Annotated in this window: 18 protein-coding genes; 14 read left to right on the top strand and 4 right to left on the bottom strand. The window is 61.4% G+C overall.

Translation table 11 applies throughout. From position 1 onward, the window contains the following. Window positions 1–172: 172 nt before the first annotated feature. Window positions 173–1,096, bottom strand: a complete 924-nt coding sequence (locus IB254_RS16360) for a TIGR03571 family LLM class oxidoreductase (protein ID WP_192418093.1) — start codon at window positions 1,094–1,096, stop codon at window positions 173–175. Between the two features lie 265 nt (window positions 1,097–1,361). On the opposite strand from IB254_RS16360, the gene mrdA reads away from it, so the two are divergent. After that, window positions 1,362–3,254: a penicillin-binding protein 2 gene (mrdA, locus tag IB254_RS16355; RefSeq protein WP_192418087.1), complete on the top strand. Its 1,893-nt coding sequence runs from the start codon at window positions 1,362–1,364 to the stop codon at window positions 3,252–3,254. A 12-nt stretch (window positions 3,255–3,266) separates the two neighbouring features. Here mrdA and IB254_RS16350 read toward each other — a convergent pair whose 3' ends face one another. Beyond that, a complete protein-coding gene (locus IB254_RS16350; RefSeq protein ID WP_008028009.1) occupies window positions 3,267–4,223 on the bottom strand; it encodes a LysR family transcriptional regulator in 957 nt (318 codons plus the stop codon). A 156-nt stretch (window positions 4,224–4,379) separates the two neighbouring features. On the opposite strand from IB254_RS16350, the gene IB254_RS16345 reads away from it, so the two are divergent. The 6 genes from IB254_RS16345 (at window position 4,380) to IB254_RS16320 (ending at window position 9,885) form a co-directional block, all read left to right on the top strand. Beyond that, a complete protein-coding gene (locus tag IB254_RS16345) occupies window positions 4,380–5,681 on the top strand; it encodes an MFS transporter (protein ID WP_192418086.1) in 1,302 nt (433 codons plus the stop codon). Beyond that, entirely contained in the window at window positions 5,678–6,433 is a 756-nt protein-coding gene (locus tag IB254_RS16340; RefSeq protein ID WP_008028005.1) for a class II aldolase/adducin family protein, read from the top strand. The genes IB254_RS16345 and IB254_RS16340 overlap by 4 nt, the downstream gene beginning before the upstream one ends. Further along, complete coding sequence (locus IB254_RS16335) at window positions 6,430–7,371, top strand: 2-hydroxyacid dehydrogenase (protein ID WP_192418085.1); 942 nt, start codon at window positions 6,430–6,432, stop codon at window positions 7,369–7,371. The genes IB254_RS16340 and IB254_RS16335 overlap by 4 nt, the downstream gene beginning before the upstream one ends. A gap of 119 nt (window positions 7,372–7,490) precedes the next feature. After that, window positions 7,491–8,870, top strand: a complete 1,380-nt coding sequence (locus tag IB254_RS16330) for an MFS transporter (protein ID WP_192418084.1) — start codon at window positions 7,491–7,493, stop codon at window positions 8,868–8,870. 18 nt (window positions 8,871–8,888) lie between these two features. Continuing rightward, a complete protein-coding gene (locus IB254_RS16325) occupies window positions 8,889–9,281 on the top strand; it encodes a RidA family protein (RefSeq protein ID WP_192418083.1) in 393 nt (130 codons plus the stop codon). Beyond that, complete coding sequence (locus IB254_RS16320; RefSeq protein ID WP_192418082.1) at window positions 9,274–9,885, top strand: RraA family protein; 612 nt, start codon at window positions 9,274–9,276, stop codon at window positions 9,883–9,885. The genes IB254_RS16325 and IB254_RS16320 overlap by 8 nt, the downstream gene beginning before the upstream one ends. On the opposite strand, the gene IB254_RS16315 is transcribed toward IB254_RS16320, so the two are convergent. Beyond that, on the bottom strand, window positions 9,882–10,814 hold the full coding sequence (locus tag IB254_RS16315; RefSeq protein ID WP_008027993.1) for a LysR family transcriptional regulator: 933 nt from the start codon (window positions 10,812–10,814) through the stop codon (window positions 9,882–9,884). The genes IB254_RS16320 and IB254_RS16315 overlap by 4 nt on opposite strands. Window positions 10,815–10,975: 161 nt before the next feature. Here IB254_RS16315 and IB254_RS16310 point away from each other — a divergent pair, with 161 nt between their 5' ends. The 7 genes from IB254_RS16310 (at window position 10,976) to IB254_RS16280 (ending at window position 20,641) form a co-directional block, all read left to right on the top strand. Then, a complete protein-coding gene (locus IB254_RS16310; RefSeq protein WP_192228853.1) occupies window positions 10,976–12,286 on the top strand; it encodes an MFS transporter in 1,311 nt (436 codons plus the stop codon). Window positions 12,287–12,414: 128 nt separating this feature from the next. Further along, window positions 12,415–13,644, top strand: coding sequence for a Zn-dependent hydrolase (locus tag IB254_RS16305; RefSeq protein ID WP_192418081.1), 1,230 nt, complete (start codon window positions 12,415–12,417; stop codon window positions 13,642–13,644). A gap of 150 nt (window positions 13,645–13,794) precedes the next feature. Next, window positions 13,795–14,820: a histone deacetylase family protein gene (locus IB254_RS16300; protein WP_192418080.1), complete on the top strand. Its 1,026-nt coding sequence runs from the start codon at window positions 13,795–13,797 to the stop codon at window positions 14,818–14,820. A gap of 245 nt (window positions 14,821–15,065) precedes the next feature. After that, window positions 15,066–16,970: a sigma-54-dependent Fis family transcriptional regulator gene (locus tag IB254_RS16295; RefSeq protein WP_192418079.1), complete on the top strand. Its 1,905-nt coding sequence runs from the start codon at window positions 15,066–15,068 to the stop codon at window positions 16,968–16,970. Further along, the gene (locus IB254_RS16290; protein ID WP_192418078.1) at window positions 16,970–18,688 is read left to right on the top strand and encodes an ABC transporter ATP-binding protein; all 1,719 of its coding nucleotides are present in this window, start codon (window positions 16,970–16,972) and stop codon (window positions 18,686–18,688) included. The genes IB254_RS16295 and IB254_RS16290 overlap by 1 nt, the downstream gene beginning before the upstream one ends. Then, entirely contained in the window at window positions 18,678–19,355 is a 678-nt protein-coding gene (locus IB254_RS16285) for a S8 family serine peptidase (RefSeq protein ID WP_008027979.1), read from the top strand. Before IB254_RS16290 ends, IB254_RS16285 begins: the two co-directional genes overlap by 11 nt. Then, the gene (locus tag IB254_RS16280) at window positions 19,352–20,641 is read left to right on the top strand and encodes a tryptophan 7-halogenase (RefSeq protein WP_192418077.1); all 1,290 of its coding nucleotides are present in this window, start codon (window positions 19,352–19,354) and stop codon (window positions 20,639–20,641) included. The genes IB254_RS16285 and IB254_RS16280 overlap by 4 nt, the downstream gene beginning before the upstream one ends. Window positions 20,642–20,752: 111 nt before the next feature. On the opposite strand, the gene IB254_RS16275 is transcribed toward IB254_RS16280, so the two are convergent. Then, complete coding sequence (locus IB254_RS16275; RefSeq protein WP_008039918.1) at window positions 20,753–22,243, bottom strand: aldehyde dehydrogenase family protein; 1,491 nt, start codon at window positions 22,241–22,243, stop codon at window positions 20,753–20,755. Window positions 22,244–22,395: the final 152 nt, after the last annotated feature.

The following is a 22,395-nucleotide window of genomic DNA, read 5'->3' as shown; positions in this document are numbered from 1 at the left end:
GAAACGATGCATCGCCGATGGTAGTGTGGGGTTTCCCCATGTGAGAGTAGGTCATCGTCAAGATTAAATTCCGAAACCCCAATTGCGAAAGCAGTTGGGGTTTTGTTTTGCCCGCAGGAAAGTGGCGAAAAAAAGGGCAGCCACATTGGCGGCCCTTGAAAACACTGCATTGTCAGTGGAACTTTGGCAGAACGTATTCAGCAATCTCTTCAATAACCCCGGCAACCGGGCGTTCGCTACGACGCACATGCAGGCCAACATGTTGTACCCCGGCTTCACGTAATGCCTGAAGCTCATCAATCAGCGCCAACCGCCCGCAAATGCCGCCAAAACGCACACGTCGCATCGGAGCGTGAGGATTGGCTGCCAGATCAAGGTGGACAAAGCTGATGTAAGGTTTATCCCCACCCACCTCGCGCCACAACCCGACCCGACGCCGATGCTCATCTGGCGTGCCCGGGTAGGCGAGCCAGCCATCCATGTGCTCACCAATCCATGCGGGTGATTGCTGGCCAAGACCTGCCACCAACAATGGAGCCGCTTCATCTCGCTGCGGAAGCAAGTGCGCACCTTCAGGCAGACGGCCTTCACCCTGGTCGCGCAACAACTCCACCGTGTCGCGAAAAATCTCTCCCCTCTGATCGTAATCGACCCCAAACAATGGATATTCCATAGGCCGGTCACCACTGGCCACGCCAAGCAGTAAACGCCCATCGCTCAACTCATCAACACTGTTTGCTGACTTCAAAGTGAGCCAAGGCTGACGCAATGGAAGTACAACCGCCGCCGTACCCAACATGATGTTGTCGGTGATTCCGGCCAGGTACCCAAGATAGGAAAAGGTTTCGAAAACCTGTGCGGCATCGCCGAAATTCGGGTCGTAAACCGGTACATCGCGGACCCACAGAGCACGGAATCCAGCCTTGTCCGCCAGCCTCGCCATCGCTGCATGTTGCTTCAGATCCGGAACACCAAAAGGGCGGTCTTCGGCAATTCGTCGGCGCTGGCCGTCGCTGGACCAATCGTTATCCAGTGGCAGCTCCAGCCCAATGGAAAAACCGTTCGAACCGAGTAATCGTGTAAATCGTGGATGCATGAACAAACTCCAAAAAAGGAATGACATGCACCCAGTATCCACAGGCCTATCTGCAAGAAAAATGCATGAATCGGAATATCAATTTTGAACAAATCGCACGAGTCAGAAAAAACCAACCGTCGTTTTGGCCCTCAAGGACAACCGTTAGAGGAAATCGCACTAAAGTGACCGCACGGTTTTTGGTATGGTGCAGCTCGTTTTTTTAACGGACTGATTTCAAGCCTACGGATCGGCGCCCCTTTTTAGTTAAAGAGCAGCTGCAGAAATGCCCCAACCGATACCGATCAAGGACCACGAAAAAGAGACGCGCCTGGTCAACAAAAGACTGATGGCTTGCGCCTTGTTCGTCGTCGCTATCACCTGCGCACTGGTGGTGCGCCTGTACGTGCTGCAAGTCGTCGAGTTTGACTATCACTCGACCATCTCGGAAAACAATCGCGTCCACGTATTGCCGATCACCCCCACGCGCGGATTGATCTACGACCGCAATGGCGTGGTCCTCGCGGACAACCGCCCCAGCTTCAACCTGACCATCACCCGCGAACGCGCCGCTGACGTCAAAGAAGAACTGGATGAGGTGGTCAATCTCCTGCACCTGCCCGCTGAAGACCGGACGTTGTTCGACAAGGCGATGAAGCAGGCGCGCCACCCCTTTGTGCCTGTCACGCTGTTCTACGAACTCAGTGAAGAGCAAATCGCCGTACTCGCCGTCAACGAATTCCGCCTGCCCGGAATCGACGTAGAGCCGCAGTTCGTTCGCCATTACCCGATGGGCGCGCACTTCGCCCATTCCATCGGCTACGTCGGTCGAATCAACGAGAAAGAATCCAAGGCCCTGGACACTGTCGAGTACCGAGGCACCCAATCCATCGGCAAGACCGGGATTGAAAAGTTTTATGAATCAGAATTGCACGGCCACGTCGGTTACGAAGAAGTCGAAACCAACGCCCAAGGTCGCGTGCTGCGAGTGCTCAAACACACCGATCCGGTGCCTGGTAAAAACATCGTCCTGAGCCTCGACGTCAAACTTCAGGAAGCCGCCGAAGAAGCCTTGGGTGATCGTCGCGGTTCAGTGGTCGCGCTCGATCCATCGACCGGTGAAGTGCTGGCCATGGTCAGCAAGCCAAGCTTTGACCCGAACCTGTTCGTGACCGGGATCAGCTTCAAGGAGTACGCGGCACTGCATGACTCCATCGACCGGCCGCTGTTCAACCGCGTACTGCGCGGTCTTTATGCGCCCGGTTCGACCATCAAGCCTGAAGTGGCGATTGCCGGCCTGGATGCGGGTGTCGTGACCCCGCAAACCCGTGTCTTCGACCCGGGTTATTACCAGCTCCCGGACTTCGATCACAAGTACCGTAACTGGAACCACAGCGGCGACGGTTGGGTGGACATGGACGCGGCGATCATGCGCTCCAACGACACCTACTTCTACGACCTGGCGCACAAGCTGGGCATCGATCGCCTGCACGACTACATGGCGATGTTCGGGCTTGGCGAGAAGGTCTCGCTGGATATGTTCGAAGAGTCTGCCGGCTTGATGCCGTCTCAGGCCTGGAAGCGTGCCACGCGCCGTCAGGCGTGGTTCCCCGGCGAAACGGTGATCCTCGGCATCGGCCAGGGTTACATGCAAGTCACGCCGCTGCAGCTGGCTCAAGCCACCGCACTGATCGCCAACAAAGGTGTCTGGAACCGTCCGCACCTGGCCAAGACCGTGGACGGTGTGACGCCAGTGGATGAGCATCCGATGCCAAACATCCTGTTGAAAGACCCGCGTGACTGGGAGCAGGTCAACCACGGCATGCAAATGGTCATGCACGACGCTCGCGGGATCGCCCGAGCGGCGGCCCAAGGCGCCCAATACCGCATCGCCGGGAAAAGTGGTACCGCGCAAGTGGTCGCGATCAAACAGGGTGAGCGCTACAACCGGGCGAAAACCCTGGAGCGGAACCGCGACAACGCCTTGTTTGTCGGCTTCGCGCCAGCCGAGCACCCGAAGATTGTCATCTCGGTAATGATCGAAAACGGCGAGGCCGGCGGTCGCGTCGCCGGGCCTGTGGTGCGACAGATCATGGACGCCTGGTTACTCGATCAGGACGGCCACCTGAAACCGCAATACGCCACGCCGAGTAAAGCGCCTGGCGATCCTCACGTTTAACCGATCAAGGCTTCACAGCACAGGCTCACGAATGCTGAGCATGTGCTGGAAGCTTTCGAGGAACACGGTTTCCGCCTGACTCATCTTCTGCTCGCGATTCCACAGCAGCTGAATATCAAAATCCACCACCCCATCCTCCGGCGGCAACCGCCACAGCAACCCTTGCTCGACATCCCTTTTCACCAAATGCGTCGGCAGGCAGCCAATCCCGTACCCTGCGCAAATCAATCGGTAAATCTCTTCGAAGCTCGTCGATGAAGCAACGATCTTGCCGGTAAAACCCTGCTGGTCGCGAAACAGCGTCAGCGGCGAAAGATTTCCGCCGAGCTGGTCGCTGGTGAAACTGACGAAGTTTTCTGCGGCGAGCTGTTCCAGCGTCAGATTCTCTTGTCCGAACAGCCGATGACGCTGGCCGCAAAAGTACGCATAACGCTCTCGGAACAGCACCCGCTGTTCCAGCCTCGGCTGCGGTAAACGACACAGGCCGACGCCAATGGTCGCGGTCTTCTGCAGCAACGAACTGATGATGTTCGAGCTGCCCATCACCTCGACTTCCAGCTCGATTTTCGGGTGGGTTTCATGGAAGTCGGCGAGGAACTCGTCGTAATGCCGCGCCTGCACACCGCTGACGGTGAGGATGCGGATCTTGCCCACCACGTCATCGTGACGACTCTCCACCACGGTGCCCAATCGCGAAATATCGCCGTAGATATCCGTCGCAATGCGCAGGACTTCTTCCCCGGTTTCCGTCAGGTCAAACCGTCTCCCGCTACGGGCAATCAACACGCATTCCAGTTGTTCTTCCAGCCGTTTAAGCGCCTGGCTGACGGCCGACTGCGTGATGTGCAACCGCGCTGCGGCACGGCTCATGCTGCCTTCCTGGCCGATCACAAGGTAGGTGCGCAGCAGGTTCCAGTCGAGGCGATCGTTCAGAAAACGTCGGCCCACCCAGGGGTTAGTGGAAGTCATGACAATCCCATGTAGTAGCAGTGCTAATAGTAAAGATAAGAATATGAAAATTGACTAATCCTGGCATGGAAGCGATAAAGCCCACAAGCGCCACAGAGCGCAACCGTAAACAGCCTTCAGTACCTGCCCAAAACTATAAATACACAGGGTCCTTGCATGCATACCACCGCACAGCCGCGTCGAGCGGCGGCCGCTGCCTTCATTGGCACGACCATCGAGTTCTACGACTTTTACATTTACGCCACCGCGGCGGCGTTGGTGCTTGGGCAAGTGTTCTTTCCCAGCAGCGACCCGGTGATGAGTACCCTGGCGGCTTTTGGCAGTTTCGCCGTCGGCTTCATCGCCCGTCCCATGGCCGGCATGGTTTTCGGACACTTGGGCGATCGTCTGGGCCGCAAGAAAATGTTGCTGGTGACGATGGCGCTGATGGGCGTGGCAACTGCCGGCATCGGCCTGTTACCCAGCTACGCCAGCGCCGGTATCTGGGCACCGATCGGCCTGATCGTGCTGCGTTTGATCCAGGGCATTTCCGTCGGAGGCGAGTGGGGCGGGGCCGTGTTGATGGCCAGCGAGCACGCGCCAGCCAAGCGCAAAACCTTCTACGCATCATTCGCCCAACTCGGCAGCCCGGCCGGTTTGTTGCTGGCGTTGATTGCTTTTCGCCTGGTGACATCACTCGAACCCGAAGACTTCCTCGCCTGGGGCTGGCGTCTGCCGTTCCTCGCCAGTGGTGTGCTGATGATGGTCGGCCTGATGATCCGCTCCGGCGTTCATGAGTCGCCGGAATTCGCCAAGGCGCGGGACAACAACGAGACCGCCAAATACCCGGTGAAAGACGTGATTCGCACGTGCTGGCGGCAGATCCTGTTCGCTGCCGCCGCAGTGACCATCGGCTCGGCCGGGTTCTTCTTCACCAACACTTTCATGATCACCTACGTCACCCAGTATCAGGGCATCGCACGCTCGACGATTCTCGATTGCCTGTTCCTGGTGACCGTCATTCAGTTGCTCTCGCAACCGCTCAGCGCACTGCTCGCCGAGCGCATCGGCGAAGGTCGTTTTCTCAAGCTCGTTGCGCTGCTGTGCATGGTCACGCCGTACCCGATGTTCTTGCTGGTGGGCACGCAAAACATTCTGTTGATGACCCTCGGCATCGCCCTCGCGGTTGTGATCCTTTCGGCGCTGTACGCGGTGATCGCCGGTTACATGACCCAGGCGTTCCCGGTGCACCTGCGCTACTCGGGCATTTCCATCGCTTACCAGTTGAGCTGTGCACTGGCCGGCGGCACCACGCCGCTGATCGGCACGCTGCTGGCGAGCAAGTTTTCCGGACAATGGCTGCCGTTGGCGGTGTTCTTCACCTTGCTTTCGGCCCTGTCCCTGATCGGTGTTTGCGGGCTGGCCCGCCTGCGCGCCAACCCGGTCGTCACCCACGCTGTTAAAGAGGTGTATTCGTGAGTAAACCTGAACACATCGGCCCGGTTGAATGGAAGGCCCGTTGCGAACTGGCTGCGCTGTATCGGCTGGTCGCGCACTTTCGCATGACCGATTTGATCGACACCCACATCACCCTGCGGATTCCAGGGCCTGAGCATCACTTTCTGATCAACCGCTATGGGGTGATTTTCGACCGCATGCGCGCCTCGGATCTGGTGCGCATCGATCAGGATGGGCGCGTCGTCGATCCGCATTACGAAGGTCATCGGGTCAACGCCGCAGGGTTCGTCATTCATTCGGCCATTCACATGGCCCGTCCGGACCTGAATTGCGTGATCCATACCCATACCGCCGCCGGCATGGCCGTTGCGGCGCAGAAACAGGGCTTGCTGCCGATCAGTCAGCACGCGCTGAAGTTCTATGGCAAATTGGCGTATCACACCTATGAAGGCATCGCGTTGTCGCTGGATGAGCGCGAGCGGTTGATTGCTGATCTGGGGCCGCACCGGGCAATGATCCTGCGCAATCACGGTTTGCTGGTCGGCGGCTCCGGCGTGGCTCAGGCGTTCCAGGAGATCCACTTTCTGGAGCGGGCCTGTCAGGCGCAGGTGGCGGCGCTGGCCGGCGGTTCAGCGTTGCATTACCCGTCGCCGGAAGTGTGTGCACACACCGCCGAGCAGTTTGACCGCGATGAGCAGGACAACATCATCGACCTGGCCTGGGAGGCCGCACTGACCCTGATCGAATCCCAGCGTGAGTCCTACTTATCGTGAAAACCGTCATCAACACCGTGGTTTTGCTCTCCCGCGACACCTTGCTGCTCAAGCAACTGCAAGCCGCGTTCGCCCGCAGCGCGCCGCAGCTCACCACCGTGCTGGCGGATGATCCGCTGGCCAAAAATGCGCAGATTGCCGCGTGCTGGTTCCCTTTGCCGGGCAGCCTCGCCGCGTTACCGAATCTTCAGGTGATTCACTCGGTGGCGGCCGGCATCGATCACCTCGATCACGACCCGTCGTGCCCGGATCTGCCCGTGTGCCGGGTGGTCGATCCCGGTCACCGTCAGGGCATGACCGAATACGTACGCTGGGCGGTGATTCACTATCACCGTGGTTTCGATCAAGTGCTGTTGCAGCAACAGGAACAGCGCTGGGAGCGGCCGCTGCAACGGGCGGCGGGGCAATTCAAGGTGGGTGTGATGGGGCTGGGATCGCTGGGCAGTGCCATCGCTCAGGATCTGGCCGCTTCCGGTTATGACGTTCGTGGCTGGGCGCGCAGTGACAAGACGATAAGCGGTGTGCAGACCTTCGCCGGTGCGGCAAACCTGAAACCGTTTCTTGAGGGTGTGGAGTTGCTGATCAACTTGTTGCCGCTGACCAGCGAAACCCGCGGCATTCTTGGTCATTCAACTTTCGAACAATTGGCCAATGGTGCTGCGCTGGTGAATTGCGGCCGGGGCGGTCATCTCAATATCGACGACCTCGAGCACGCCCTGAAACGAGGAAAACTGCGCGGCGCGCTGCTGGATGTTTTCGAGCAAGAACCACTGCCGGTTGATCACCGTCTCTGGACAATGCCCGGCGTGACAATCACACCGCACATGGCTTCGGCGGCCTCCCACGACTGCATTGCCGAACAAGTTGCGGAGAACTTTCGCCGTTTAAATGCCGGCGAACCTTTATTGAATAACGCGGACCGATTACTGGGTTACTGAATATAAAAACTCGCCCACTCAGTTGGGCGAGACATAACAACAATCCCTCACTCTCAAACGATTTACTGCCAGTCAAAACAATTAAATAAACGAGTTCTGAAGAATTCCTGGAGTCAGTGATGAGCGATCTATCGTCCGCAGAAAAGTCCGGTGCCCCGCCGGAAGTTGCAATCAGCATGAAAAAAGTTGCCGTGGCCAGTGTCATCGGCACCACGGTGGAATGGTACGACCTGTTTGTGTTTGCCACCGCGTCGGCGTTGGTCTTCAACAAGGTGTTCTTCCCGGACTTCGTGCCGCTGATCGGCACATTGTTGGCATTCGGCACCTTCGCTTCGGCGTATCTGGCGCGGATTGTCGGTGCGGCATTGTTCGGGCACTTCGGTGATCGCTTGGGTCGCAAGTCAATGTTGTTGATTTCGCTGTTGACCATGGGCGCCGCCACGTTCGCGATCGGTTTGTTACCCAATTACGCGGCCATCGGGATATGGGCGCCGATCCTGTTGTTATTGCTGAGGGTCATTCAAGGCCTGGCGCTGGGCGGTGAGTGGGGCGGGGCGGTGTTGATGGCGGTGGAACATGCGCCGGCCAACAAGCGCGGCCTGTACGGTTCCTGGGTGCAGATCGGCGTCCCGGCCGGGACCATGATTGCCAACCTGGCGTTCCTGGTGATCGCCGCGTGGCTGTCGCCTGAAGACCTGTTGGCCTGGGGCTGGCGCATTCCGTTTCTGGCCAGCGTGCTGCTGATCGCCGTGGGTTTGTACATCCGCCTGAACATCGCCGAAACGCCAGCCTTCAACAAGGTCAAGGAAGCGGAAGTGCAGGTGAAAATGCCGCTGGCCGAAGTCTTCCGCAAGTACTGGAAGCAAGTGGTGCTCGGCGGTATTGCGACGATGTCGACCGGCGCGTCGTTCAACATCATCGTCGCGTTCGGCCTGACGTACGGCACGCAGAATCTTGGTTTCAGTCGCAGCGTGATGCTGGGCGTGGTGCTGCTGTCCTGCGCCTGGTGCATCGTCATGCTGCCGGTGTTCGGCGCGTTGTCGGACCGATTCGGTCGCAAGCCGATCATTGTCGCCGGCATCGTTGCTGAGGCGTTGGTCGCGTTCCCGATGTTCTGGCTGATGGACACCAAGGAGCTGTCGCTGGTGATCTTCGGCTACTTGCTGTTGATGACTGCATTCGCCGCCAACTACGGGCCTATCGCGACCTTCCTGGCGGAGTTGTTCGGCACCCGCGTGCGTTATTCGGGACTGTCGATCAGCTACATGCTGTCCGGCCTGCTGGGCAGCGCCGCAACGCCCATCGTCACCACTGCGTTGCTCGCAGCGACCGGCAAAGGCTCGTCGGTGGCCTGGTACATGATCGGCGCGGCGCTGATTTCCTTGCTGGCGCTGTTGCTGCTGACCGAGACGTTCAAGCGTGACATCAGCGAAATCCCGGCGGCGGAGCCGGCCGCCGATCAACCCGTTCGCAAACCTTTCAAATCGGCTGCGGCCTGATTCATGGAGCTCAACAGCATGCGCAGAATTCAATCCGCTCCGGGCTTCATCGGCCCGGTCGGGCCTTACTCTCAAGCGGTGGTCAGCGGCCATCTGGTGTTCACCGCCGGGCAGATTCCGGCCCAAAGCACACTCGATGAGCAGCCCGCCGATTTCACCGAGCAAGTGCGGCAAACCTTGCGCAATCTCGAGGCGATCCTGATTGAAGCCGGCTCGGGTTTCAGCCACGTGATCAAGGTCAACGCGTACCTCACCGATCCCGCGCAACTGGAGCCGTTCAACGCGGTGTATCGCGAGTTTCTCGGCCATGCACCGCCGGCGCGAACCACGGTGTGCGTGGCACTGTGGGGCGTGTCGCTGGAAATAGACTGTGTGGCCGAGGTGATTGCCAGGGAGTCGCAGCATGGATGAATCACAGTTGGTCGAGCAGTTCAAAGCGGTCAGCTTTCCAACCCTTGGCCATTTTCTGGAGGCGGGTTTTGCCGACTCGCAACTGCGGGCGATGGTACCCAATGTGAAACTGGTGGGCCGTGCGCTAACCCTGAAATTGGTGGGCGCCGATGCCATTGCCGTCAACCAGGCGTTGGCGCTGATAAAGCCGGGCGACGTGTTGGTGATCGACACCGGCGGCGACTGGCAACACGCACCGGTCGGCGCGGTGACCAGTTGTGCCGCGAGTTGTGCCGGGGCGGCGGGCATCGTGGTCGACGGTGCCGTGACTGATTTGCTGGAGCTGCGAGAGGGCGGATTGCCGGTTTTCGCTCGCGGCACCAGCCTGCTGACCACCAAGCTGCACGGTCGCGGCGACAGCCAGATCAACCAGCCGATTCACTGCGCAGGCGTCACCGTGCAGCCGGGTGATCTGGTGCTGGCGGACGACAACGGCGTGCTGTTTCTCGATTGGCACACTGCGGCCGGTGTCATCGAGCAGGCGCTGGCGTCCGATCATGCCGAGCCGCGCTTGCTCGAACGTTTGCGTGCCGGTGAACCGGTCGCGCAGGTGTTGCGCGTCTAAGCCGTCAGGCAGCGTTGCAGGCTCTCGATGAATATCGTTTCGGCCCGGCTCATGCGCTGCTCGCGGTTCCACAGCAAATGAATGTCCACGTCGGCGATCCCTTCGTGGGGCGGCAGGCGCCAGAGCAATCCGGCGTCGACGTCCGCCGCCACTACGTGCTCGGGCAAACAGCCGATTCCGAACCCGGCGATCACCAGTCGCCGGACTTCTTCCAGGCTCGGTGACGACGCCACGATGCGTCCGCTGAAGCCCTGCTGATCGCGAAAAATCGTCAGCGGCGAGAGCATGCCGCCGATCTGGTCGCTGGTGAAACTGACGAAATTCTCCCGCTGCAAATCCCCTTGGTCGACGTTCTGCTGGCCGAACATCGCATGATGCTTGCCGCAGAAAAACGCATAGCGCTGACGCAGGAACAACCGTTGCTCCAGGCGCGGTTGCGGACGGCGATTGAGGCTCAGCCCCAGCGTCGCGGTTTTTTCCTGAAGCGCACTGACGATGTCGGAGCTGCGCATCACATCCACCTCCAGATCGACCCGCGGGTGCTGCCGATGGAAGTCCGCGAGGAAGTCATCGAAGCGTTCCGAGTAGATCCGGCTGATGATCAGCAGGCGCACCTTGCCGATCACTTCGTCGGCCGGTTGCTCCAGCACGCTGCTGACCTGGGACATCTGCCCATAGATTTCCCCGGCCAGTGCGAAGATCTGCTCGCCGACTTCGGTCAGGGCAAAACGTGGACCGCGACGGGCGATCAGTTGGCGGCCGAGTTGTTCTTCCAGACGCTTCAATGCCTGGCTCACGGCGGGTTGCGTCAGGTGCAGGCGGGCGGCGGCGCGGCTGATGCTCAGCTCCTGGCCGATCACCCGAAAGGTGCGCAGCAGGTTCCAGTCCAGTCGGTCATTGAGCAGGCGTTGCACATCGCGTTCGACCATGTGGCTCTCGATTATAAGCTGTCGTAATACTGCGCATAATAAATAGAAAATTGACTAATCATAGCCTCGGGACGATAAATCACTCCCAGACAGGCACCGTCAGAGTGCCTTGGATTTACTGCTTTTCTCCTGCCAAAAAAACAATCAATGGAGTCCGAACCATGAAGCCCCCAGCTTCTTCCCAGCCACGCCGTGCGGCAGCCGCAGCCTTCATCGGCACCATGATCGAGTGGTACGACTTTTACATTTACGCCACCGCCGCCGCGCTGGTGTTCGGTGCGCTGTTCTTCCCCTCCGACGACAAACTGTTCAGCACCATGGCCGCGTTCGGCACCTTCGCTGTGGGCTTCTTCGCGCGGCCGTTGGGCGGGATCATCTTCGGCCACATCGGTGACCGCATCGGGCGCAAGAAATCGCTGATCATCACCTTGCTGATGATGGGCGTGGTCACGGTCTGCATCGGTTTGCTGCCGACTTATGCACAGATCGGCGCCGCAGCGCCGGTACTGCTGATTCTGCTGCGCATCGTCCAGGGCATTGCCGTGGGTGGCGAGTGGGGCGGGGCGGTCTTGATGGCCGGCGAGCATGCGCCGAAAGGTCGGCGCAATTTCTTCGCGTCCTTTGCGCAACTTGGCAGCCCGGCCGGTTTGATCCTGTCGCTGCTGGCATTCAGCGCAGTCACCCGTTTGCCGGAAGAAGACCTGATGAGCTGGGGCTGGCGTCTGCCGTTCCTCGCCAGTTCGTTGCTGCTGCTGGTGGGGCTGGCGATTCGACTGGGCGTGAACGAGTCTCCGGAATTCCTCGCCAGTCGTGAACTCGCCGCCAAGAGCACGCGTAAAGAGCAGGCGCCGGTCATGGAAGTCCTGCGCACCGCGTGGCGTCCGTTGTTGTTGTGCATCGGCGCCAACACCTTGGGGATTGCCGGGGTGTATTTCACCAACACCTTCATGATCGCCTACACCACCCAGCAACTGCAGTTGCCGCGCTCGCTGATCCTCGAGTGCCTGTTTGTGGTGGCGATCATTCAGTTCTGCATCCAGCCGTTGGCGGCGTGGCTCGCGGAAAAAATCGGCGCCACGCGTTTCCTGTGCCTGGTGTCGTTGTTGGCGATGGCTTCGCCGTACCCGATGTTCGTGCTGGTCAGCTCGGGCCAGGCACCGCTGATCATCCTTGGCATCGCGCTGGCGGTGGTGTGCATGGCGTCGTTCTACGCGGTGATCGCCGGGTACGTCAGCGGCATGTTCGAGACCCGCGTGCGCTACACGGCGATTTCGCTGGCGTATCAGATCTGTGGCGCCGTGGCCGGTGGTTTGACGCCGCTGATCGGCACGCTGCTGGCGCATAAATTCGCCGGTCAATGGTGGCCGATGGCGCTGTTCTACAGCCTGATTGCTGCGACTTCGCTGGTCTGCGTTCTGTCCCTTGCTCGTCGCCATGCCAGCGCTGAACGCGTTGAGCTAGCCACCATCTGAACCTGTAGGAGCCGGCTTGCTGGCGATGGCGTCTGTCCAGTGAATCAATTGGTTGACTGACCCACCGCTATCGCCAGCAAGCCGGCTCCTACAGGGGATCGTCGTTTCGAATATTTTTGGAGAGTCTTATGTTGAAGATTAATGGCGAACGCCTTTGGGCGAGTCTGATGGCGATGGCCGAAATCGGCGCCACCGCCCGTGGCGGCAGTTGCCGCCTGGCCTTGAGCGATGAAGACAAGGCCGGTCGCGAACTGTTTGCCCACTGGTGCCGCGAAGCCGGCATGACCCTGAGCGTGGACGCCATCGGCAACCTGTTCGCCCGCCGCGCCGGCACTGACCCGGACGCTGCGCCGGTGATGATGGGCAGCCATCTCGACACCCAGCCTGAAGGCGGACGCTTCGACGGCGTGTACGGCGTGCTCGCCGGCCTCGAAGTGGTACGGTGCCTCAACGACCTCGGCATCCAGACCCGCAAGCCGCTGGAAGTGGCGGTGTGGACCAACGAAGAAGGCGCGCGCTTCACCCCGGCGATGTTCGGCTCGGCGGTGTTCACCGGCATCATGCAATTGGACGCGGCGCTGGCGGTGCGTGATGCCGAAGGCATTAGCGTCGGTGATGAGCTGAAACGTACCGGTTATGCCGGCGAGCGTCCGTTGGGCGGCGCGGTGGATGCGTATTTTGAAGCCCACATCGAACAAGGCCCGATCCTTGAAGACAACGCCAAGAGCATCGGCGTGGTCAGCGGCGGCCAGGCGATTCGCTGGCTCGACGTGCGGGTCGAAGGCATGGCCGCTCACGCCGGCACCACGCCGATGCCCCTGCGCAAGGATGCACTGTACGGCGTGGCGCGGATGATTCAGGCGATTGAAAGTCTGGCCACCGATTTCGCCCCGGAGGGACTGACCACCGTCGGTGAGTTGAGCATCAACAAGTCGTCGCGCAACACCATTCCGGGGTTGGTGAATTTTACCGTCGACCTGCGTCATCACCGCGACGACGCCATCGAGGCGATGGAGCAGCAAGTACGCGCGCGGCTGCAGGCGATTGCCGACGGTCGCGGCCTGAACTTGACGATCACCCCGCACTGGATCAGCCCGGCGACTCCGTTCGACGCGAACTGCGTGGCGGCGGTGCAGCACGCTGTGGATGCCCTGGGCTACGCTCAGCAATCGATTGTCAGCGGTGCCGGGCATGACGCGATTCACCTGGCGCGGTTCTGCCCGACGGCGATGGTGTTCATCCCGTGCGTCGGCGGCTTGAGTCATAACGAAGCCGAAGACGTGCTGCCGGAAGACGTGCGGCAAGGCACCGACGTGCTGCTCAACGCCGTGCTGTCCCGCGCCGGCAGAACTGAATAAACCCGATCCGTGTAGGAGCGAGGCTTGCCCGCGAAGGCGTCAGCACAACATCGACGTTTGACTGACACACCGCCTTCGCGGGCAAGCCTCGCTCCTACAGGAGGGTGCACTCGGATTCGAGAATTACGTTATCTGACAGGTATCAATCCCATGCGCAGTTTTTTCCATCCCGAACAATTGCTTCACCATCCACGCAGCTATTACTCCCGCGGACAGATGCGCACGCCGCAGGAAGTGCCGGAGCGTGCGCAGCGACTGGTGCAGGCGTCTCGCTCGCTGGGCTTCAAAGTCGAGCAGCCGGTGGATGCCGGACTTGATCCGCTGCTGGCGGTGCACGGTGCGCCGTACCTGGCGTTTCTCCAGGAAGCGCATCAGCGCTGGAAGGAAATCCCGGAAGATTGGGGCGACGAAGTGATGTCGAACATCTTCGTCCGTGAGCCAAACGCTCTGCGCGGAATCCTGGCTCAGGCCGCACGTTATCTCGCGGATGGCAGTTGCCCGGTGGGCGAACAGACCTGGCGTTCGGCCTATTGGTCGGCGCAAAGCGCAGTGGCCGGCGCGCAGGCGTTGCTTGATGGCGAGCCGGCGGCTTACGCCCTGTGCCGCCCACCGGGGCATCACGCCCGGGCCGAAGCGGCCGGTGGTTTCTGCTATGTGAACAACGCGGCGGTGGCTGCGCAGGTGTTGCGCGGCGGGTTTGAACGCGTCGCGGTGCTCGACACCGACATGCATCACGGTCAGGGGATTCAGGAGATTTTCTACGACCGCGATGACGTGCTGTACATCTCGGTGCATGGCGATCCGACCAACTTCTATCCGGGGGTTGCCGGGTTTGCGGATGAGCGCGGTGCCGGGGCGGGCGAGGGGCTCAACCTGAACTTGCCGATGGCCCACGGTTCGAGTGAGGCGGACTTTCTTGGGCAACTGGAGGTGGCGCTGGCGGCGGTGAAGGATTTTGCTGCCGAGGTGTTGGTGCTGTCCCTGGGTTTCGACATTTTCGAGCTGGACCCACAGAGCAAAGTGGCGGTGACGCGGGAAGGGTTTGCGCGGCTGGGTGAGCGGATTCGCAGCCTTGGGTTGCCGTGCCTGATTGTGCAGGAGGGTGGGTATCACCTTGAGAGTCTTGAGGACAATGCACGGGCGTTTTTTGTCGGGCCCGAGGTGTGGCGGATCTGATTCTTTGTGGACTGGGAGGCCGCCATCGCTGGCAAGCCAGCTCCTACAATGGATTGGTGTGAACGCTAAATTGTGGTTAACGCCGAACCTGTAGGAGCTGGCTTGCCGGCGATGAACGATGACGCGGTTGGCTTGAAAGAACACAAGCGCTGTAAGGCACTTGCCATCGCCCTGACGTTAACGTAAAGATTGCGGCAGGGCGCTGAACTTAAAAAAGCGCAGGGCGGACCGATCCGGAGCGCTTGATGACGCTAATAAAAACAACTTCCCCCAAGCTGCACCGCGAAGCCCGGCTGGCCCGGGAAAAACTCCATCTTGAGGGTGAAGTCCCCGATGGCGTATTGCGGGCGGAAATCGATGCATCGTGGCGACGCAGCCTCAGCCATGGCGTGCATTTCAACAGCAAACATGAACTGGCGCTGGAATCGAGCGCGAGCCTCGACGTGCTGCTGGCGAACAATCGCCTGCTGATCGACGCGGCATTGCCGGCAATCGATTACCTGGCCGACCGCCAAGGCAAGGAAGGCCTGATCATCCTCGCCAACTCCGACGCGACCATCCTCGCGGTCGAAGGCCGTGCCGATCGCCTCAAGGGCAGCGGCCTGCAGGACTTCACCCTTGGCGCCTGCTGGAGCGAAGCCGCTCGCGGCACCAACGCGCTGGGCACCGCGCTGGTGGAAGCCCGGCCGACGATGATCGATTGCGGCGAGCATTACCTCGATCGCCTGACCGATTTCTCCTGCACCTCAGTGCCGATTTATTGCCCGCAAGGCGACATCCTCGGCGTCCTCGACCTGACCCGCGAAGGCCCGCTCGGCCGCGTTCACGACAGCACCGCGCTGTTGGCCATGGCGGTCAGCCAGATTGAAAGCCGGGTGTTCAACGCCAGTTTCCCCGACCAGATCGTGTTGGCGTTCCACAGCCGTCGGCAGTACCTCGAATCCCCTTGGCAGGGCTTGCTGGCGGTGAGCCTTGGTGGGCAGATTCTTGCGGTCAGCGCCCAGGCGTGTCAGTTGCTCCATGCCGAACGCTCGGCGCTGGTCGGTCGCCGTTGCGAAGAGTTTCTCGGTGTCGACGGCTTGCAACTGTTGTCGCGTTTGCACCAGGGCGGCGTCGGCAGTTTGCAGACCGCCAAAGGTGAGTTCTTCTACAAAACCCTGCGTGCGCCGCAGCGCTCGATCAACGTCAGCACGCCGCCGCGCAGCACCGCCAAAACCGCCAAACCTCAACCGGATCTCGACGCCCTGGCCGGCAGCAACGTCCGTTATGCCCGCGCCCTGCGCATGGCCCGTCAGGGGCTGGCCAACGAGTTGCCGGTGTTGCTGCTCGGCGAAACCGGCACCGGCAAGGAAATGATCGCGCGCGCTTTGCACATGGCTGGCAGCCGCTGCGACAAACCCTTTGTCGCGGTGAACTGCGCGGCGATCCCCGAAGGCCTGATCGAGTCGGAACTGTTCGGCTACCGCGAAGGCGCGTTCACCGGTTCCCGTCGCGGCGGCATGGTCGGGCGTCTGCAACAGGCCCATGGCGGCACGTTGTTTCTCGACGAAATCGGCGACATGCCGCTGGCCTTGCAGGCGCGTCTGCTGCGCGTGTTGCAGGACCGCAAGGTCGCGCCTTTGGGCGCCGGTGAAGAACAGGACATCGACGTCGCCCTGATCTGCGCGACCCACCGCGACCTCAAGCGTCTGGTCGAAGAAAAACACTTCCGTGAAGACCTGTTCTATCGGGTCAACGGCATCAGCGTGATGTTGCCGGCCCTGCGCGAACGCGACGATTTCAACGCGCTGGTCGGTCGTCTGCTGGCCAGGCTAGAAGCACCGGCCATGCTCCTGCATGACGACTTGAACCGCTTGCTCGCGGGTTACCACTGGCCGGGCAACATCCGCCAACTGGAAATGGTCTTGCGCACGGCGCTGGCCATGCGCGAACCGGGGGACACCGTCCTCACCCTCGATCACTTGCCCGACAGCATGCTCGACGAACTGAACGCCAGCGAGCGGCCGGCGTCCGGGAGCATTCGCGAAAACGAACTGGAGCTGATTCGCCAGTCCCTGGACAGCCATCAGGGCAACGTCTCGGCCGCTGCCGACGCCCTGGGCATCAGCCGCGCAACCTTGTACCGCAAGCTCAAACAGTTGCGTTCGTGATGCAGCGCCTGATCGTTCGGCTGATCGACAGCCAGAATCCCGAAGCCCTGCAAGCGGCGTTGCGCTGGCTCTACAGTTTTGTGCGGCCGCACCGTCTGGCGATTGCCGGACTGCTCGCTCTGTCGGTCTGCGCCTCGTCGCTGGTGCTGGTGCAACCCTGGCTGACCAAGCTGCTGATCGACGATGGCTTGCTGGCGCGCAACTTCCCCATGCTGGTGCTGATCGCCGGGTTGATGATCGTCGCAGGGCTGCTCGGCACGGCGCTCTCGGGGATCAATCGTTACCTGCACACGCGGCTGTCCGGGCGGATTCTGTTTTCGCTGCGCGACGACCTTTATCGGCATTTGCAAACCCTGTCGCCGAGCTTCTACGGGCAACGGCGCATTGGCGACCTGATGTCGCGCCTCGATGGCGACGTCGCGGAGATCCAGCGCTTCGCCGTGGACTCGCTGTTCTCGGCAGTGTCGAGCGTGATCGGCCTGGTGGTCGCCGTGGCGATGCTGCTGACGTTGTCGTGGAAGTTGTCGCTGCTGGCGCTGGTGCTGATTCCCCTCGACGTGCTCTGGCTGCGCTGGATGCGGCGCAAGGTCGAGCGCGATGTGCGCCAGTTGCGCGAGCGTTCGGCGGACATGTCGTCGTTCATGGTCGAGACCCTGCCGGTGATGAAATTCATTCAGTCGGCCGGTCAGCAGCAACGTGAGTCGCGGCGTCTGGAGGCGTTGGGGCAGGGCTACATGAGTCAATTGCTGCGCCTGCAAGTCACCGAGTTTTTCACCCAGGCGGTGCCGGGCACGCTGACCTCGCTGTCCCGTGCCTGTGCGTTTTTGATTGGCGGTTATTGGGTGGTGCAAGGGACGTGGCAACTGGGCGCGTTGATTGCGTTTTCCACGTACTTGGGGATGGCGGTCGGACCGGTTCAAAGTCTGCTTGGGCTCTACGTGGCGATTCAGCGGATGACGGTCAGTCTGGGGCGCGTCATGGAATTGCGCGGTGAAGAACCGACCGTGCTGAGCCCCGTTGAACCTCGGTCAATGCCAACTTCCGGCGAATTGCGTTTCGACGACGTGCACTTCAGCCATCCCGGTCGGCCGAGCACCTTGCGCGGCATCGAAGCGCGGATTCCCTACGGATTGAAAGTCGCCCTGAGCGGCGGCTCTGGGGTCGGCAAATCGACGCTGATCGATTTGCTGCAACGGCATCACGATCCACAGTCCGGGCGGGTGCTGCTCGGCGAAGTCGACCTGCGGGAACTGGACCTGTTCCAGTTGCGCCGACGGATTGCCGTGGTCAGTCAGGACATCGTGCTGTTTCGCGGCAGCCTTGCCGATAACCTGGCCTACGCGGTGCCCGACGCCAGCCGTGAAGCAATCGCCGACGTGGCGCGGCTGGCGCAACTCGACAGCCTGATCGCCTCATTGCCCGAAGGCCTCGACAGTCCGCTGGGCGAACGCGGTCAGCAGTTGTCCGGCGGGCAGAAACAGCGCATCGCCATCGCCCGGGCACTGTTGCAGGACCCGCTGATTCTGGTGCTCGACGAAGCCACTTCGGCGGTGGATGAAGCCACCGAGCGCGAAGTGATCGAGGCCATCGACCGACTGTTTGCCGGACGCACGCGCATCCTCATCAGTCATCGCCCATCGACCCTGGCCGATGCCGACCTGCGCTTCGAATTGCTCGACGGCGTGCTCACGTCGAAAACGGTGCAGCATGAAATCTGAACTGCGAATCGGTGTGGTGGACAGCGGCCATTCGGCGGCGCAGCGGGTGCAGGTGATCGCCGGACGACGGTTCTCGTTGCTGGCGGACGGCCTGGCCGAAAGTGACTTGCGCGACGACCCGCTCGGCCACGGCAGCGCGGTGATCGAAGCCATCAGTCATCGGGCTCCTTCGGCGGTGTTCTGCGTGGCTCAGGTGTTCGACCAGCGCGGCGTCACCAGCGCCTTGCAGATCGCCACGGCGATTGACTGGCTGGTGGCGCAGGACGTTCGGCTGATCAATCTGAGCCTCGGTTTGCGCCAGGACCGCAGTCTATTGCGCGAAGCCTGCGCGGCAGCGGTAGCGCAGGGCATTTTGCTGTGTGCGTCGAGCCCGGCGCAGGGCGAGGGTGTGTTCCCGGCGAATTATCCACAGGTGCTGCGGGTGACCGGCGATGCGCGTTGCGCCGAACAGGAATGGTCATGGCTCAACAGCGCTCAGGCGGATTTCGCGGCGTGCGTGCACGGGACGTATCCGGGGCAGTCCGGTGCCAGTCTGGGCTGCGCGGCGTTGAGCGGGCACATTGCCGGTTTCCTGGTTTCCCAACCCGAGGCGAGCAACGAACAGATCATCGACTGGCTGCGCAAGAATGCCCGTTATCGCGGTCCTGAACGGCGCTTCGGAGCATGATCCTGATTCTGGGCGCGGGGCCAGCGGGGGCGGCGGTTGCCTTGGGCTTGCGGCGACTCGGTTACCCCGTGACGCTGGTCAGCGAGTGGCGCCGGTTCGCCGCGCTGGAGGGCGTTTCGCTGCGGGTGCTGGAGGCCTTGCGCGGTGCCGGTCTGCATCAGGCGCTGGCGGATGCGGCGTTGCCGTCGCAGCGGCAGGTGTCGTGGAACGGTCAGCAGCATGCGCAAAACATCGAATTCCTGCTGGACCGCCCGAGCTTTGATCGAGGACTGCGCGAGGACCTGCGCCTGGCAGGCGTTGAGCTGATTGAAGGTCGGGTGCTGAGCGTTCAGACCTCAGCGGAGGGACATCGGGTCGAGATCGAAGGGCTCGAAGCGTTGGTTGCCGATTTTCTGGTGGAGGCGCGCGGACGCCAGGCACCGGCACTCGGCAAGGGGCTGCGCGGGCCGGAGACGGTCAGCCTGCTCAATCGCTGGCAAGGCGCGCCGGGCAACACCGCCAGTGCCGTGGAAAGCCTTGCGGACGGCTGGGCGTGGATGGCGCGGCGGGCGGACGGTCAGTGTTATTGGCAATGGACGGTGGACGTCGCCAGCGCCGAGCTGCCGGGCAAGGCGCAGTTGCTCGATTACTGTCGCCAGCAGCGCCAGGGTTCCTCGTTGGCGCGTGAGTTCTTTGGTGTCGAACATGAGGTCGATCTACAGCTGCACGCCCGCAGCAGCACCGCGATTCTGAGCCCGCAGGTGTGCGGCGAAAACTGGATTCGGGTCGGCGATGCGGCGATGGCGGTGGACCCGCTGTCGGGCAATGGCATCTTTCAGTCCTTGTCCTCGGCGTTGCAGGCGCCGACGGTGATCAACACGTTGTTGCGAAAACCTGAGCGGGCGGCGTTGGCACAGCGCTTTCATCAACAGCGGGTAGAGCAGTTGTTTTTGCGTTTTGCGCGGATCGGGCGGGACTTTTATGCCGATGAGCAGCGTTGGCTGGATCAACCATTCTGGCAGGCGCGGCGGCAGTGGCCGGATGCCGAGGTGGCGCATGCCGAGGCGGATTTTGCCGCGCTGCGGATCGAGCGGGCGCCGGTGTTGAAGGATGGGTTTGTGGATGAGGCCGAGGTGGTGATCACAGCGGATCAGCCGTTGGGGATCTGGCATGTGCAGGGGGTTGAGTTGGCGCCGCTGGTGCGGCGGTTGCGCACTGAACCGGCGGAACAAGCTTTAGCCGGGTTGACGGTGGAGCAGGGGAGGATGGTTCGCAGTTGGTTGTTGGGGCAGGGATTCAAGCCCTGATATTTGTAGCGATTGGTCTGGCTCTATCGCGAGCAGGCTCGCTCCCACATTGGAATGTATTTCCCTGTGGGAGCTAGCCTGCTAGCGATGGGGGCCTGGAGGGCGCCGCTACTACAGCTTGATCAACACCGACTTCAACTCGGTGTAATGCTCAATCGCCGCATACCCCATCTCCCGCCCAACCCCCGACATCTTGTACCCGCCAAACGGCAGTGCCGGGTCCAGGGCGCTGTGGCAATTGACCCACACCGAGCCCGACTTGATCCGCGGAATCATCCGGTGCACCGCCGCCAGATCATTCGACCAGATGCTCGCGCCAAGCCCGTAGGGACTGTCGTTGGCCATGCGCAACGCGTCGGCTTCATCATCAAATGGAATGGCCACCAGCACTGGCCCGAAGATCTCTTCCTGCACCAGCGAGTGCTTCTGGTCGACATCAACGATCACTGTCGGTTTGACGAAGAATCCCGGCCCGAATTGTTCACCGCCGCAGGCAATCGTCGCACCGCTTTCCCGACCTTTTTCGATGTACCCGTAAACCCGTTCCTGCTGGCGCGCCGAGATCAGCGGCCCCATCTCGACACTCGGGTCCAGCCCGTTGCCGAGCTTCATGGCGTTGGCAATGTCGGCGATGTCCGCCACCACATTGTCGAAATGCTTGCGCTGCACATACAGCCGCGAACCGGCACAGCAGACCTGACCCTGGTTGAAGAAAATCGCGCTGGCAGCACCTGCGGCGGCGGTCTTCAGGTCGGCGTCGGCCATGACGATGGTCGGCGATTTGCCGCCCAGTTCCAGGGTGACGCGGGTCATGGAATCCATGGCGATCTTGCCGATCTGCTTGCCGACGGCGGTGGAGCCGGTGAAGGTCAGCTTGTCCACCAGCGGGTTGTGGGTCAGCGCCGAACCAGCGGTGATGCCGGTGCCGGTGACCACGTTGAACACGCCTTCGGGATAACCGGCTTCCAGCACCAGTTCAGCAAGTTTCAAGGCAGTCAGCGGGGTTTCATCGGCGGGTTTGAGCACCACGGTGCAACCGGTGGCCAGTGCCGGGCCGAGTTTCCAGCAGGCCAGCAGCAGCGGGAAGTTCCAGGCGACGATGGCGCCGACCACGCCCACCGCTTCGCGACGAATGAAACTGTGGAACTGATCGTTTGGCATCAGCGGCAACGACACTTCCACGCTGGAGCCTTCGATCTTGGTCGCCCAACCGGCCATGTAGCGCAGGAAGTCGATGGACAGTTGCACGTCCATCACCTGAGCCACCGCCGCGCTCTTGCCGTTGTTCAGGCATTCCAGCTGCGCCAGCAGTTCGGCGTCGCGTTCCATCAGGTCGGCGAGTTTCCACAGCAAATTCTGCCGCTCGCGGGGGCGGGTGCGGGTCCAGGCGGAATCATCGAACGCCTGACGCGCCGCGAGCACCGCACGGTCAACGTCTTCGGGCGTGGCTCGCGGCACCACGCACAGCACTTCGCCGGTGGCCGGGTTGTGCAGTGGCATGGTCTGGCCGTCGGCAGCCTCGACCCAGTCGCCGCCGATAAGCATGCGCGGGGCGCGCTGGATGAACGCCGAGGTGGCGGGAAGCAGGTAGGGGAGCGTCATGGCGAGGCCTCTTGTTGTTCGTGAGAACGAGGCTTTCGCAATGGCTGTGCCAACTGTCCGGAAGGGCCGGATAGCCCTTTGGCGGCGGGCGTGGGATGAAATTCGGGGCCGTCGGGTTCCGCTGTGTTGTCGCAAATCGCGACGGCAGCTGA

The organism is Pseudomonas sp. PDM03, assembly GCF_014852385.1.
GTDB lineage: Bacteria > Pseudomonadota > Gammaproteobacteria > Pseudomonadales > Pseudomonadaceae > Aquipseudomonas > Aquipseudomonas migulae.
This window is presented reverse-complemented; position numbering and strand designations above follow the sequence as displayed.